Genomic DNA, 13352 nt, shown 5'->3' on the forward strand with positions numbered 1-13352 from the left:
GACCAGTCCGACGGCCTCACACCGGGCCACCGGGCCGCGCCGGCGCGGGCTGGCCCTCGCCGCTGATCCCGTCGGCCAGGTCGGAGTCGATGTCGGTGAACGCCTGCGCCACCTGCACCGACGCGTCCGCGAGGAGGCGCAGGTTGTCGGTCATCTTCTTGCGCGTGTCGTCCCACGAGCTCGCGAAGTCGCGCACCGTGCCCGCCAGGCCGTCGTGCCCCACCGCGTCCGCGATCCGGTCCGACCGCGTCGTCGCGTTCTCGAACTCGTCCGCCACCGTGGTCAGGCTCGACCCCAGCTCCGTCACCGCATCCAGGTCCACCCGGAGATCCGCCACCGGCCCTCACCCCCTTCGCCCGCAAGAGAGTAACCAGGGTCACGTCTGATGCACCACGGGGAGAACTCCCCGTCGTGCCTGCTCAGCAGCAGCGCGACCCGGGGTTGCGGTCCTGCTCGGCGTAGCGCTCGCGCCAGAACGCGCGCTCGCCCAGCGGCTCACGGTCGGGGTGGGCGGACCGTTCGTGCGCGAGGTACGTCGCGTAGGCGTCGTCACCCATCACCTGGCGCACGTACCAGCGCGCCGCCGACGCCGCCCGGGCGAGTGCCCGGGCGGCGTCGCGCGCCGTCGACCCGACGGTGCGGGCGTCAGTGGTGCCCGGCACCGGCGTTCTCCCGCAGGCCGGCCTCGACCCACTGCCTCTCGATCCGCTTCTCGGCGGCCGACGCGAACAGGTTCGCCGGGGCGAACCGCCGCGACGCGACCGGCGGGTCCTCGTGGTTGGCGCCGCCGCCCGCGCGGAGGGCGTTGATCGTCACGATCACGGACGCCACGATCACGATGATCGACAGCACCACGAAGATGATCGAGAGCGTGCCCTGCACGAACGTGTTGCGGACCACGGCCTCCATCGCGGCGACGTCGGGCGCGGTCCCGAACGACGTCTCCCCGGCGTCGAGGGCCTCCTGGAACGCGCGGTGCTGCGCCCAGTACCCGACCGCAGGGACGTCCGAGAAGATCTTCTCGAACGAGGCGGTGATGGTGATGACCGCGGTGAACGCGAGCGGCAGGGCGACGATCCACAGCCACGCCCAGTAGGAGCGGCCCCGCTTCGCGACGATGGCGAGCACGACGGCGAGGGCGATCGCGGCCAGCAGCTGGTTCGCGATGCCGAACAGCGGGAAGAACGTGTTGATGCCGCCGAGCGGGTCGGTGACGCCGAGGTAGAGGATGCTGCCCCACCCGGCGACCATGATCGCCGTGCAGACCCACACCCCGGGTCGCCAGCTCACGTCCTTGAACTTCGGGGCCACGTTGCCGATGGTGTCCTGCAGCATGAACCGGGCCACGCGGGTGCCGGCGTCGACGGCGGTGAGGATGAACAGCGCCTCGAACATGATCGCGAAGTGGTACCAGAAGCCCATCATCGCGGTGCCGCCGAACAGCTGGTGCATGATGTGCGCCAGCCCGAGCGCGAGCGTCGGCGCGCCGCCGGTGCGGGACACGATCGACGGCTCGCCCACCTGGCTCGCCAGGGTGCTGAGCGTGTCGGGGGAGAGGTTCACGCCGGCGAGGCCGAGCGAGTTCACGAACGCGACCGCGCCCTCGATGGTGCCGCCGGTGGCCGCCGCCGACGAGTTCATCGCGAAGTACACGCCGCGGTCGATCGAGATCGCGGCGACCAGGGCCATGATCGCGACGAACGACTCCATGAGCATGCCGCCGTACCCGATGAAGCGCGTCTGGCGCTCCTTCTCGACGAGCTTCGGCGTCGTGCCGGACGCGATGAGCGCGTGGAACCCGGACAGGGCGCCGCACGCGATGGTGACGAACAGGAACGGGAAGAGGCTGCCGGCCACGACCGGGCCCGTCTCCGAGCCGGCGAACTCGCTGACCGCGGGGACGGTGATCTCGGGGCGCACGATGACGACGGCGCCCGCGAGCACCAGGATGACGCCCACCTTCATGAAGGTGGACAGGTAGTCGCGGGGGGCCAGCAGCAGCCACACGGGCAGCACGGCGGCGACGAAGCCGTAGACGATGACGCCGACGGCGATCGTCGTGCGGTCGAGGTGGAAGAACTCCGCGCCCCACGCCGTGTCGGCCACCCAGCCGCCGCCGATGATGGCGGCCATCAGCAGCACGAAGCCGATGATCGAGACCTCGGTGATGCGGCCCGGGCGGAGGTACCGGAGGTACACGCCCATGAACAGGGCGATCGGGATCGTCATGGAGACGGAGAAGACGCCCCACGGGCTCTCGCCGAGGGCGTTGACCACCACGAGCGCGAGGATGGCGACGATGATGATCATGATGAGCAGGGACGCGACGATCGCGGCCGCGCCGCCGATCCGGCCCAGCTCCTCGCGCGCCATCTGCCCGATGGTGCGGCCGCCGCGGCGCATGGAGAAGAAGAGGACCAGGTAGTCCTGCACGGCACCCGCGAGCACCACGCCGACGATGATCCAGATCGTGCCCGGCAGGTACCCCATCTGGGCCGCGAGGACGGGGCCCACCAGCGGGCCCGCGCCGGCGATGGCGGCGAAGTGGTGGCCGAACAGCACCCGGCGGTCGGTGGGGACGAAGTCCTTGCCGTCCTCGCGCGTCTCGGCGGGGGTGGCGCGGCGGTCGTCGGGCCGGGTGATGAACTTCTCGATGACCTTCGAGTAGAAGCGGTACCCGATGAGGTACGTGCAGACCGAGGCGAAGACGAACCAGATCGCGTTCACGGTCTCGCCGCGCACCAGCGCGAGCATGACCCAGGCGACGCCGCCGAGCAGCGCGATCGCCGCCCAGAGCACGACCTTCTGCCATGTCCAGCGCGGGGTGAGCTCCTCGGCGGGGACCGCCGTCGGGGGGAGCGCGGGGTCGGGGACGATCTCGTCCGTCGCCACGGTGGCTCCGGAATCTGCTGACAAGGTGAGCCTCCAAGGCGTCGCGTCGTTGCGGGACCCGACACAGGATAGGGGGTGAAAAAAGTGCGGAGGTCACCGCGAGGTGTGGACGGCGCGCCAGAGGGCGTGATACGCCCCCGCGCTCCCCGCGTGCGCGGGTGCGGCATCGGGGGAGTCGGATCACCAGGGGACGACGCCGTGCTCGGCGAGGAACGTCCCGGACGGCGCCCCGGCGGGCAGCGTGGCCGCCCGCAGCACGACCTTCGCCGCGTCGTCGGCCGACGTCGGCGCGTGGTCCCGGTTCCCGGGAGCGAGGTCGGTCCGGACCCAGCCGGGGCGCACGGAGGTCACGACCGTCGGAGTGCCCGCGAGGCGCTTGGCGAGCGCCACGGTGATGCCGTTGAGCGCGGCCTTCGAGGCCTGGTAGGCGGGCAGGACCATCCCGAACCAGGGCGAGTCCGGGTCCTGCTGGTCGGTCAGCGAGCCCATCGTCGAGGAGACGTTGACGATGCGGGCGCCGGCGGACCGCTCGAGGAGGGGGAGGAACTCCTCGATGACGGCCACGGGACCGAAGACGTTCGTCCGGAACGTCTGCTCGAGGACGCGGGGGTCGGCGAACCGGGGCCCGTGCCGCGTCGGGTCGGCGCCCGCCTCGGGCAGGATCCCGGCGTTGTTGACGAGGATGTCGAGGTGGTCGAAGCGGTGCGCGACCTCGGCCGCGGCGGCGCGCACGCTCGCCGGGTCGTCCACGTCGAGCGTGACCCCGGTGACGTCCAGCCCGTTCGCGCGGAGGGCCGCCACCTCGTGGCAGACGGCGTCCGCGCTGCGGCCGGCCAGCAGGACGGCCGCCCCCTGCGTGGCGAGCGCCTCGACGACGGCGCGCCCGAGCCCGCGCGTGCCCCCGGTGACCAGTGCGACGGTTGTCATGAGTCCTCCTGAGCGTGGGTGGACCGGCAGGGTCGCCGGCGCGCCCACTCTCGCCGACCGGTCGCCCGGCCTCTGGCGCGGATCGGACGTCGCACTCGCGCCCCGGCGCGGCCTCGGAGAGGCCGCGTCATCGGCCCGGCTCGTCCGGCTGGCGTGTGGTCGCGACGGCCTGCCGCATGACGTGCAGGAAGCGGTCGACGGCGGCGACCTCGGCCGGGGTGAAGGCGCTCAGCGCCGTGACGGCTTCTCCGATGAGCGGGCCGAAGAACGACCGGCCGAGCTCGTCCGCCCGGTCCTCCAGGGCCAGCAGGACCCGGCGCCGGTCGCCGGTGTCGCGTTCGCGGCGGACGTGCCCGAGGCGTTCCATCCGGTCCACGAGGGCGGTCACCGTGGACGAGTCCAGGCCCAGGCGCCCCGCGAGCTGTCCCGCGCTGATCGCCTGGCCGGCGCGCTCCGCCTCGACGAGGACGATCAGCGCGCGCACGTCGGTGGGGTGCAGCCCGTGCCGTCGGGCGAACTCCCCGCCCAGGAGGTCGAGCTCGACGGTCAGCGCTCGCAGCTGCGACACCAGCCGGCGCGCCGGTTCGTCATCGGTCACGCCGACCTTCTTCCCTTGACCGTCCAACATCTTGATGGTCAAGATACCTGGAACGTCGGCGGAGGGAGCGAGGGGTGGACGGATCGGCAGGGGTGGACGTGTTCGCGGCGACCACGAGGCAGAGGCGGTCGATGGCAGACCTGCTCGAGGAGCTGGACGGCGCCCAGCTCGCCGCGCCGAGCCTGTGCGCCGGGTGGGACGTCCACACCGTCGCGGCGCACGTCGCCGAGGCCACCGCGCCCCGAGCCCTCGGGCGGCTGCTGGTGGACCTGGCCCGTGCCGGCGGCAGCGTGCACCGGGCCAACGACGCGGCGGCCCGCCGCGCCGGGCTGCGCCCGGTCGGCGAGACCGTGGCCCTGCTGCGCGAGCGGGCGGAGAGCCGGGTCGCGCCGCCGGTCACCGGCCCGCGCGCCCCGCTCGCGGACGTGCTGGTCCACGAGGGCGACATGTGCCTGCCGCTCGGCCTTCCGTACGCGCCGGACGGCGCTTCCGTCCGCGTCGCGCTGGAGTTCGTCACGAGCGGGCGGCCGGTCGGGTTCGTCCCGCGGGGCCGGCTGAGCGGTCTGCGGCTGGTCGCCACCGACCTCGGCTGGTCGTGGGGCGAGGGCGCCGAGCTCAGCGGTCGGGGTGTGGACCTCCTCATGGCCGCCTGCGGCCGCGCCGCCGTCCTGCCGCGACTCACGGGTGCGGGCGTCCCGCTGCTGACCGCCCGCCTGGGCGCCGGCCCGGGCTGACCGGGGAGGTCGGCGTCGGGCTGTCCGGGAGTGCCGGGCATAGTGTGGCCGCCATGGACACCGAAGAGCGCCTCGCCGTCTTCCTCGACTACGAGAACCTGGCGCTCGGCGCCCGCGACCACCTGGGCGGTATGCAGTTCGACTTCAAGCCGATCGCGGACGCGCTCGCGGTGCGGGGGCGCGTGGTCGTGCGCCGCGCGTACGCCGACTGGTCGTACTTCGACGAGGACCGCCGGATGCTGACCCGCCACCAGGTCGAGCTCATCGAGATGACGCAGCGCATGGGCGCGTCCCGCAAGAACGCCGCCGACATCAAGATGGTGGTCGACGCGATCGAGATGGCGTTCGAGCGCGAGTACATCACCACGTTCGTCATGTGCACCGGCGACTCCGACTTCTCCCCGCTGGTGCACAAGCTGCGCGAGCTCGACAAGCGCGTCATCGGCGTCGGGGTCGAGAACTCCACGTCGCGGCTGCTGCCCCCGGCCTGCGACGAGTTCCTCTTCTACGACCGGCTCGAGGGCGTCGACGTGCCCGACGAGTCGGAGGCGCCGGCCCCCAAGCGGTCCGGCCGCGGGGCGGGCAAGGGCACCAGCCGGGGTGGTCGGGGCGGCCGCGCCAAGGCGCCCGCCGCGGAGGCGCCGGCCGAGGCCGCGACGGAGGCGCCGGCCGCCACCGAGACCACCACCGGGGCTCCCGCCGAGGAGGCCGCGCCCGCGACGTCGGGCACCGCGCCCCGCAGCCGCCGCAAGAAGGCGCCGGCGGCGGAGGCGCCCGCCGTCGAGCCCGTCGCGGAGCCCGCCGCCGAGGTGGACCAGGACGTCGAGCACGACGACGCCGCCGCGACCGGCGAGGAGCCCACGATGGAGGTCACGGTGGCGCAGACGCTCGCCGACCTGCAGGCCTCCACCAGCGGCTCCGTCACCGCGTCGATGCTCAAGCGCACGATGGTCCGCAAGGACCCCACGTTCAGCGAGTCCGACTACGGGTTCCGCACCTTCGGCGAGTTCCTGCGCTTCCTCGCCGACCGCGGCTTCGTGGTGCTGTCGCCCGGCCCGTCGACCGGCGACCCGGAGGTGGAGCTGCCCGCGCAGCAGGACACCGAGGGCGCGTTCGGCCTGCTGCGCCAGGTGGTGCAGGACGCGGGCGGGTCCGCGCCGCTGTCCGGGCTGAAGAACGAGGTGCGCAAGCGCCGCCCCGACTTCTCGGAGAAGGCGCTCGGCTACCGCGGCTTCCTGCAGTTCGCGAAGGGCGCGGCGGCCGCCGGCGCCGTCGCCCTCGCGTGGGACGACGACGCCGACGACTACCTGCTGACCACCAGCTGAGCGCTCAGCGCCCGACGAACGCGAGCAGCGCCGCGTTGACCTCGGCGGCGTGCGTCCACAGCAGGCCGTGGGGCGCGCCCTCGACCTCGACGTACTCCGCGTCGGGCACGGCCGCGTGGAAGCGGCGGCCGGAGGCGTCGATCGGCAGGATGTTGTCCTTCGTGCCGTGCAGGATCAGCGTCGGCTTGCCCGCCGCGCGGACCGCTTCGACGTCGGGCCGGAAGTCCTCGATCCACGTGGGGACGACGGCGTACGCGGCGACGGGGGCCGAGCCCACGGCGGTGCTCCAGTTGGCGCGCACGACCTCCTCGGAGATCCGCGTGCCGAGGTTCTCGTCGAGGTTGTAGAAGTCCTTGTAGAACTGCGTGAACCAGGCGTACCGGTCGCTCCGGGCGGCGTCGACGATCCCGTCGAAGACCGCCTGGGGCACGCCCTCGGGGTTGTCGTCGCGCTGCACGAGGAACGGCTCCAGCGAGGCGAGGAACGCCAGCTTGGCGACGCGCTCGTGGCCGTGGTTGCGCACGTACCGCGCGAGCTCGCCAGTGCCCATGGAGAAGCCGACGAGGATCACGTCGCGCAGGTCGAGCGTCGTCAGGACGGTGTCGAGGTCGCGGGCGAACGTGTCGTAGTCGTACCCGGACCCGACCTTGCTGGAGGCGCCGAAGCCGCGGCGGTCGTACGTGACGACGCGGTACCCGGCGGCGAGCAGCTCGCGGGTCTGGAGCTCCCAGCTGTGCCCGTCGAGCGGGTACCCGTGGACGAGGACGACCGGCTGCCCGGAGCCCTGGTCCTCGTAGTAGAGCTCGACGTCCGTGCTGTTCTCCTGACCGACGGTGATGTAACCCATGGTCGTGCTCCTTCTCGCCAAGGGGAGAACGATCGTTCTCCCGCTGGTCGCTACACTAGAGAACGATGGTTCTCCACGCAAGGGGAGCCGGCCGACGAAAGGGTGAACGATGCTCGACGACGAAGCGGCACGCGACGCCGTGGTCGCGGCCGCGGACCGGCTGTTCTACGCCCGCGGCGTCCAAGCCGTGGGGATGGACGCCGTGCGCGCCGAGGCGGGCGTCTCGCTCAAGCGGATCTACGGGCTCTTCCAGTCCAAGGAGGACCTCGTCGTCGCCGTGCTCGCGCTGCGCACCACGCAGTGGACCGACGGGGTGGAGCGCGCCGCCGCGACGGCCACCACGCCCCGCGACCGCATCCTCAGCGTCTTCGACTTCCTCGACGCATGGTTCCGCGAGGACGGCTTCCGCGGCTGCGCGTTCATCAACTCCTTCGGCGAGCTCGGCGCGACGTCGCCCCGCATCGCCGACGCCGTGCGCGGCCACAAAGACGCGTTCCGGCAGCACGTGCTCGGGCTCGTGCGCGAGGCCGGCCTGCCCGACGCCGTCGCCCTGCAGGTGGTGCTGCTGGCCGAGGGCGCGCAGACCACCGCCGCGATCACGCACGACGCCGACGTCGCCCTCGAGGCGCGACGTGCCGCCGAGTCGCTCCTGGCCGCCGCCACGGTACGAACCGCCTGATCCCGCGCATGCGGGACCGGCCTCGCCGGACCCGCGCGGAGCAGGGGGCACAATGGTGCGGTGACCTATCGGTTCCTGCGCCTCGTCCTGTCGCTCCTGGTGTTCGTGCTCCTGCGACCCCAGGTGACGGGACTCCACAACATCCCGCGGCGCGGACCGGTGATCCTGGCGAGCAACCACCTGTCGTTCATCGACTCGATCATCATCCCGCTCGTCGTACCCCGGCACGTCACCTTCATCGCGAAGGCGGAGTACTGGACCGGCCGCGGCCTCAAGGGCCGCGTCTCCCGCTGGTTCTTCACCACCATGGGTCACATCCCCGTCGACCGCGAGGACCCGCGCGCCGGCCAGCGGTCGCTCGACGACGCGCTCGTCGTCCTCAAGCGTGGCGGCGCCTTCGGCATCTACCCCGAGGGGACCCGTTCCCGCGACGGCAAGCTCCACCAGGGGCACACCGGCGTCGCCTGGCTGGCGCTCGCGGGCTCGGCGCCCGTCGTGCCCGTCGCGCTGCGCGGCACCGACAAGGTGCAGCCCGTGGGCAAGCGGCTGCCCCGCCCGGTGCGCGGCATCCAGGTGAACTTCGGCGCCCCCATCGACCCGTCGCGGCAGCTCACCGCCGGCCGCCCGGCCCAGGTGCGTCGTGAGCTGACCGACCACGTCATGGACTCGATCCACAAGATGAGCGGTCAGGAGCTCGCCGCGTGACCGTCCCCTCGCCCCACGGCGAGGAGGTCCAGCGCCTCTTCGACACGGTCCCCGGCTACTACGACCGGATGAACCGCCTGATGACGCTGGGTCGCCACGCGGCCTGGTGCCGTGACGTCGCACGACGCGCGCAGGTCCCGGCCGGCGGGTCGCTGCTCGACATCGCCACCGGCACCGGCGTCATCGCCCTCGAGGCCGCGCGCCAGTACCCCGGCGCCACGATCCACGGCGTCGACTTCTCCGAGGGGATGCTCGACGGCGCCCGCGCCAAGCCCGGCGCCGACGCCGTCACCTGGGGCTTCGCCGACGCCAACGCGCTCCCCTTCGACGACGCGTCCTTCGACGCCGTCACGCACGGCTACCTGCTGCGCAACGTCGAGGACGCCGAGCGCGTGCTCGCCGAGCAGCTGCGGGTGCTCAGGCCCGGCGGCCGCCTCGCGCTGCTCGAGACCTGCCCGCCGCGCGGCCTGCTGCGCGTGCCCGTCACGCTCGGCGTGAAGGTCGTGATCCCGCTGCTCGGCCAGCTCGTCGCGCGCGACAAGACGTCGTACACCTACCTCGAGGAGACCACCCTCGGGTTCATGTCTCCCGAGCAGGTCGCCTCCATCCTCTGGCGGCTCGGGTTCGACGACGTCACCTGGCGGCGCCGCTTCCTCGGCACCCACATGATCGTGAGCGCCCGCAAGCCGACCTGACGATGGTGACGTAGCACCCGGCGACGGGTCCTCCCGCGGAAGCGTCACCAGGTGCTACGTCGCAGGGTCCTCGGCCGGGGAGGGTGGCGTCACCCCCGGGCCGCGAGCCTGCGCATTGCCGTTCCCGCGTGCGCCGATACGCTGCCGCCGTGGGATCCACGACGAAGGGTGCCTGGCCATGAAGCGCCGTCGCGTCCTCGTCGTCGGGCTGGTCTCGGGCGTCCTTTCGCTGAGCGCCTGCGCGAACGATCCGTACGCCGCCTTCCGAGACCGCGGCGATGCGGTGCAGGTGGCATCGGTGCGCGCCGACGTGCTGGGGCTGCCCGAAGCGGAGAACGAGGCCGGGCGGCTCGTCCTCGCCGCTGACGGTTCCCTGGGGTCGGAGAACAACGCCTCAGCCTCCGCGACCGAGCGGCGCCGTGCCGAGCTGGGTCGCGTCGCCGTTCAGAGGCGGGCCGAGGACGAGCTCGGGATCATCGATGCGAGCATCGCCGAGCTCGTCGCCGCTCCTCACGACGCCGAGCTCCTCGGCTACACCCACGCCCAGCTGGACCTCGAGGAGTTCCGAGGCGTCGCCGTCGACGGCGACGCTGCGACGGTCCTTTTCCGAGGAACCGAGTGCTACATCTCGCTCGACGGTGCACGGTCCTGCGGTCCGCCCTCCGACTTTCGTCTCACCCTCGTCATGCAGCAGGGGCGTTGGCTGATCAGTGAGAAGACGTCCCAGCACCTTCCCGGCGAAGGCCCCTGAGTTCTCTTTGGCATAGCGATCCCAGGGAGGTCCCCCGGCCGGGGGAGGCGCGCCGCGGGACCGGCGGGAAGACTGGTCGGCATGACCAGGCGGACGGCGACGGGTGAGGGGCGGCGCACCCTGCGGTGGGCGCTGTCGCCGCTGACCAGCGCGTCCACGGTGCGCGCGGGCGTGTACCTCGTCGTCGGGGGAGTCGTCGCGGGTGCGTACGCGCTGCTCGCCGCCGGCTTCGTGCAGATGTTCGCCGACCCGGCCACGCCCCGCGCCGCCGTCGCCGTCCTCGCCGCGGTGACTGCCGTCATCGTCGGCGCGCCGCCGTTCCTCGCGCCCGTGCGCGCGCTGGAGATCGCGGCCGCGCGGACCTTCCTCGACGTCGACGCGCGCGAGCTGCCCGACCCCTCCGGCCCGACGACGGTCGCGACACGGTGGCGCGGGGCGGCCTGGTTCGCGCTGCACCTCGCCCTGGGCGCGGTGATCACCGTCGGCCTGCTGGTCGCGGTGCCGCTCGCGACGCAGCTGGTGCTGTCGGCGTTCGGCATCGACGAGTCGTTCCTGGTGCGGATGGCGCCCACGTTCACCCGCCACGCCGCCGGGTGGGTGGCGCTCGCGGTCCTGGCGCTGCTCGCCCTCCCGTACGGCACGGCGCTGGCGCGCCGGCTGCTGCGGCAGTCGGCGGAGCCGCTGCTCGGCCCCGACCAGACGGCGCGCATCGCCGAGCTCGAGGCGCAGGCGGACCGGCTGGCCGAGCGCGGCCGCCTCGCGCGCGAGCTCCACGACTCCGTGGGCCACGCCCTGACCGTCACGACCCTCCAGGCGGCGGCCGCGTCGCGGCTCGTCGGCTCCGACCCGGACGGGGCGCGGCGCTCCCTCGCGGCGATCGAGGAGTCCGGCCGGGCCGCGATGGCCGACCTCGACCACGTGCTCGGTCTGCTGCGCGCCCCCGACCGGGCCGGTGACGTCGCGGAGGCGCGCCGCGCGCCCGCCCGGTCGCTCGCCGACCTGCCCGCCCTCGTCGACGACGCCCGGCACGCCGGCGCGGACGTGCGGCTCGACGTCGACGACGGCGTGGCGGACGCGCTGCCCCGCGCGACGTCGCACGAGGCCTACCGCGTCGCGCAGGAGGCGCTCACCAACGCCGTCCGGCACGCCCCCGGACGCCCGGTCACGGTGCGCGTGACCGTCGACGGCGCGGCGCGACGGCTCGACGTCGAGGTCGCGAATCCGCTCCACGCGGCGGCCGCCCCCGGTGGCGGTGGCGGTGGCCGAGGCCTGCGCGGCATGGCCGAGCGCGTCCGGCTGCTGCGCGGCGACCTCGACGCGGGGCCGGACGACGGCCGCTGGGTGGTGCGGGCCCGGTTCCTGCTCCCGTGAGCTGAGGCGCGACGCGACCGCGACCGCCGCGCGTACGCCGTCCGAGGAACGCCACCCCACGGGTTGACCTCAACAACGGTCGAGGTCTGAGGCTGGTCGTGTCGCCCCGGCCGGGGCGACGACCCGCGACAGATCGGCAGACGAGCATGGACGAGAACCCGACGGTCCTGGTGACCGGCGCGACGGGCAACGTCGGCGGACAGGTGGTCGCGCAGCTGCGGGAGCGCGGCGGTGTCCGCGTGCGCGCGCTGACCCGACGTCCGGAGAGCGCCGGCCTCCCGGACGACGTCGAGGTGGTCGGTGGCGACCTCTTCGACCCCGAGAGCCTGGACGCAGCCCTGGACGGGGTCGACGCCGTCTTCCTCGTGGTCCCCGCCCTGCGCCCCGACGGACGGGAGCCGGGGCTCGTCGCGCGGATCGCACGTCGGGCGCGTCGCGTGGTCTACGTGTCCGCCGACGGTGTCCCCGACGACCGCGACGCCCTGACCGGCGGCATCATCGCCGCGCACGCGACGATCGAGCACCTCCTCGAGGACGCGGGCGTCGAGTGGACGTTCCTGCGTGCCGGCGGGATGGCGACGAACACGCTCGGGTGGGCGGCGGACGTCCGGGCCACGGGCGAGGTGCGCGGGCCGTACGCCGGGTTGAGCCGGTCGCTCGTGCACGAGGCCGACGTCGCGGCGGTGGGCGTGCTGGCCCTCACGGGGCCCATGCTGGTCGGCGCACGGCCCGTGCTCACCGGCCCGGAGATCCTCACGCACGTCGAGCAGGCCGCTGCCATCGGCGACGCGATCGGGCGGACGGTCACCTACCGCGAGGTCCCGCGGGACGAGATGCGGGTCCGCATCGTCGACGAGTGGGGGTGGCCGGCCGACGCCGCGGACGCGGCCCTCGATGCCTGGGCCGCGATGGTCGGCAACCGGGAGGGTGTCACGGCCACGGTGGAGGAGCTCACGGGACGCCCGGCGCGCTCCTTCCGTGTGTGGGCCGCCGACCACGCGCCGGACTTCCGCTGACCACGGTTGCGGGCGCGGTATGCCCTCGGTGGGCGCTGGACGCAGGGTGCGGCAGGATCGACGGCGTGACCGTGCCTGCCGAGACCGACACCCGCGCCGCCGCCGTCCGCGTCGTCCTCGTCGACGACGAGCCGCTGGTGCGCGCGGGGCTGCGCGTCATCCTCGACGCGGAGCCGGACCTGGAGGTGGTCGGCGAGGCGGGCGACGGGTCCGAGGTGCCGCAGGTGGTGGCGCAGGCACGTCCGGACGTGGTGCTCATGGACGTGCGGATGCCGCGCGTGGACGGGATCGCGGCGACGCGGGCCGTCGTCGGGGCGGACCGCCCGGGCGTGCCGGCGCCGCGTGTCCTCGTGCTCACGACGTTCGAGAACGACGACCACGTGCTCGACGCCCTGCACGCCGGGGCGCAGGGCTTCCTGCTGAAGCGGGCGCGCCCGGAGGAGGTGGCGGACGCCGTGCGGCTGGTGGCGCGCGGCGACTCGCTGCTGTTCCCCGACGCGGTGCGGCGGCTCGTGGCGGCCCGGGGGAGCGACGACGCGGGCGACGCGCTGCGGGACGCGCGGCTCACCGAGCGGGAGGGTGAGGTGCTGCGGCTGATGGCGACGGGCCTGTCGAACGCGGAGATCGCCGGCGAGCTGTACCTGGGCGTCGAGACCGTGCGCACGCACGTGGGCAACGTGCTCGCCAAGCTCGGCGTGCGCGACCGCACCCAGGCGGTGGTGCGTGCCTACGAGTCCGGCTTCGTCCCGGTCCACGGCGGGCCGACCGCCACGAGGTAGAGCCTCCGGCCGCGAGGTCGTGCTCGGCGGGCG

General features: G+C 73.7%; 15 protein-coding genes. 9 read left to right on the forward strand and 6 right to left on the reverse strand.

Features of this window, described 5'->3' with window-relative positions:
* Nucleotides 1-16: 16 nt before the first annotated feature.
* The 5 genes from ACFU9A_RS02635 to ACFU9A_RS02655 form a co-directional block, all read right to left on the reverse strand.
* Nucleotides 17-337 carry a hypothetical protein gene (locus ACFU9A_RS02635; RefSeq protein WP_430573705.1) on the reverse strand — a complete coding sequence of 107 codons (321 nt, stop codon included), beginning with the start codon at nucleotides 335-337 and terminating at the stop codon, nucleotides 17-19.
* An 82-nt stretch (nucleotides 338-419) separates the two neighbouring features.
* Entirely contained in the window at nucleotides 420-662 is a 243-nt protein-coding gene (locus ACFU9A_RS02640; RefSeq protein WP_430573706.1) for a YbdD/YjiX family protein, read from the reverse strand.
* On the reverse strand, nucleotides 646-2892 hold the full coding sequence (locus ACFU9A_RS02645; RefSeq protein ID WP_430573707.1) for a carbon starvation CstA family protein: 2247 nt from the start codon (nucleotides 2890-2892) through the stop codon (nucleotides 646-648). The genes ACFU9A_RS02640 and ACFU9A_RS02645 overlap by 17 nt, the downstream gene beginning before the upstream one ends.
* 180 nt (nucleotides 2893-3072) lie before the next feature.
* Nucleotides 3073-3819: an SDR family NAD(P)-dependent oxidoreductase gene (locus ACFU9A_RS02650; RefSeq protein ID WP_430573708.1), complete on the reverse strand. Its 747-nt coding sequence runs from the start codon at nucleotides 3817-3819 to the stop codon at nucleotides 3073-3075.
* A gap of 127 nt (nucleotides 3820-3946) precedes the next feature.
* Nucleotides 3947-4417 carry a MarR family winged helix-turn-helix transcriptional regulator gene (locus ACFU9A_RS02655; protein WP_430573709.1) on the reverse strand — a complete coding sequence of 157 codons (471 nt, stop codon included), beginning with the start codon at nucleotides 4415-4417 and terminating at the stop codon, nucleotides 3947-3949.
* Nucleotides 4418-4515: 98 nt separating this feature from the next.
* Between ACFU9A_RS02655 and ACFU9A_RS02660 the strand changes: the two genes are divergently transcribed.
* Together ACFU9A_RS02660 and ACFU9A_RS02665 are read left to right on the forward strand one after the other, a co-directional pair.
* Nucleotides 4516-5151 (forward strand): maleylpyruvate isomerase family mycothiol-dependent enzyme, encoded by a 636-nt coding sequence (locus ACFU9A_RS02660; RefSeq protein WP_430575328.1) that lies wholly within the window; start codon nucleotides 4516-4518, stop codon nucleotides 5149-5151.
* Between the two features lie 53 nt (nucleotides 5152-5204).
* Nucleotides 5205-6476, forward strand: coding sequence for an NYN domain-containing protein (locus tag ACFU9A_RS02665; RefSeq protein ID WP_430573710.1), 1272 nt, complete (start codon nucleotides 5205-5207; stop codon nucleotides 6474-6476).
* Nucleotides 6477-6480: 4 nt separating this feature from the next.
* On the opposite strand, the gene ACFU9A_RS02670 is transcribed toward ACFU9A_RS02665, so the two are convergent.
* Nucleotides 6481-7323 (reverse strand): alpha/beta fold hydrolase, encoded by an 843-nt coding sequence (locus ACFU9A_RS02670; RefSeq protein WP_430573711.1) that lies wholly within the window; start codon nucleotides 7321-7323, stop codon nucleotides 6481-6483.
* Nucleotides 7324-7432: 109 nt separating this feature from the next.
* On the opposite strand from ACFU9A_RS02670, the gene ACFU9A_RS02675 reads away from it, so the two are divergent.
* From ACFU9A_RS02675 to ACFU9A_RS02705, 7 genes are all read left to right on the forward strand, one after another.
* Nucleotides 7433-8002 carry a TetR/AcrR family transcriptional regulator gene (locus ACFU9A_RS02675; protein WP_430573712.1) on the forward strand — a complete coding sequence of 190 codons (570 nt, stop codon included), beginning with the start codon at nucleotides 7433-7435 and terminating at the stop codon, nucleotides 8000-8002.
* A 60-nt stretch (nucleotides 8003-8062) separates the two neighbouring features.
* Nucleotides 8063-8707 (forward strand): lysophospholipid acyltransferase family protein, encoded by a 645-nt coding sequence (locus ACFU9A_RS02680; protein WP_430573713.1) that lies wholly within the window; start codon nucleotides 8063-8065, stop codon nucleotides 8705-8707.
* The gene (locus tag ACFU9A_RS02685; RefSeq protein ID WP_430573714.1) at nucleotides 8704-9402 is read left to right on the forward strand and encodes a ubiquinone/menaquinone biosynthesis methyltransferase; all 699 of its coding nucleotides are present in this window, start codon (nucleotides 8704-8706) and stop codon (nucleotides 9400-9402) included. The genes ACFU9A_RS02680 and ACFU9A_RS02685 overlap by 4 nt, the downstream gene beginning before the upstream one ends.
* A gap of 178 nt (nucleotides 9403-9580) precedes the next feature.
* Nucleotides 9581-10153: a hypothetical protein gene (locus ACFU9A_RS02690; RefSeq protein ID WP_430573715.1), complete on the forward strand. Its 573-nt coding sequence runs from the start codon at nucleotides 9581-9583 to the stop codon at nucleotides 10151-10153.
* Between the two features lie 81 nt (nucleotides 10154-10234).
* On the forward strand, nucleotides 10235-11524 hold the full coding sequence (locus tag ACFU9A_RS02695; RefSeq protein ID WP_430573716.1) for a sensor histidine kinase: 1290 nt from the start codon (nucleotides 10235-10237) through the stop codon (nucleotides 11522-11524).
* A 146-nt stretch (nucleotides 11525-11670) separates the two neighbouring features.
* Nucleotides 11671-12540 carry an SDR family oxidoreductase gene (locus ACFU9A_RS02700; RefSeq protein WP_430573717.1) on the forward strand — a complete coding sequence of 290 codons (870 nt, stop codon included), beginning with the start codon at nucleotides 11671-11673 and terminating at the stop codon, nucleotides 12538-12540.
* A gap of 65 nt (nucleotides 12541-12605) precedes the next feature.
* Complete coding sequence (locus tag ACFU9A_RS02705) at nucleotides 12606-13319, forward strand: response regulator (protein WP_430573718.1); 714 nt, start codon at nucleotides 12606-12608, stop codon at nucleotides 13317-13319.
* Nucleotides 13320-13352: the final 33 nt, after the last annotated feature.

This window comes from Isoptericola sp. NPDC057653 (assembly GCF_042799955.1).
Taxonomy (GTDB): domain Bacteria; phylum Actinomycetota; class Actinomycetes; order Actinomycetales; family Cellulomonadaceae; genus Isoptericola.

Coding starts and splice junctions, on each gene's coding strand:
- ACFU9A_RS02650 (WP_430573708.1), bottom strand. CDS start 3,819: ATGACAACCGTCGCACTGGTCACCGGGGGCACGCGCGGGCTCGGGCGC.
- ACFU9A_RS02665 (WP_430573710.1), top strand. CDS start 5,205: ATGGACACCGAAGAGCGCCTCGCCGTCTTCCTCGACTACGAGAACCTG.
- ACFU9A_RS02670 (WP_430573711.1), bottom strand. CDS start 7,323: ATGGGTTACATCACCGTCGGTCAGGAGAACAGCACGGACGTCGAGCTC.
- ACFU9A_RS02675 (WP_430573712.1), top strand. CDS start 7,433: ATGCTCGACGACGAAGCGGCACGCGACGCCGTGGTCGCGGCCGCGGAC.
- ACFU9A_RS02690 (WP_430573715.1), top strand. CDS start 9,581: ATGAAGCGCCGTCGCGTCCTCGTCGTCGGGCTGGTCTCGGGCGTCCTT.
- ACFU9A_RS02695 (WP_430573716.1), top strand. CDS start 10,235: ATGACCAGGCGGACGGCGACGGGTGAGGGGCGGCGCACCCTGCGGTGG.
- ACFU9A_RS02700 (WP_430573717.1), top strand. CDS start 11,671: ATGGACGAGAACCCGACGGTCCTGGTGACCGGCGCGACGGGCAACGTC.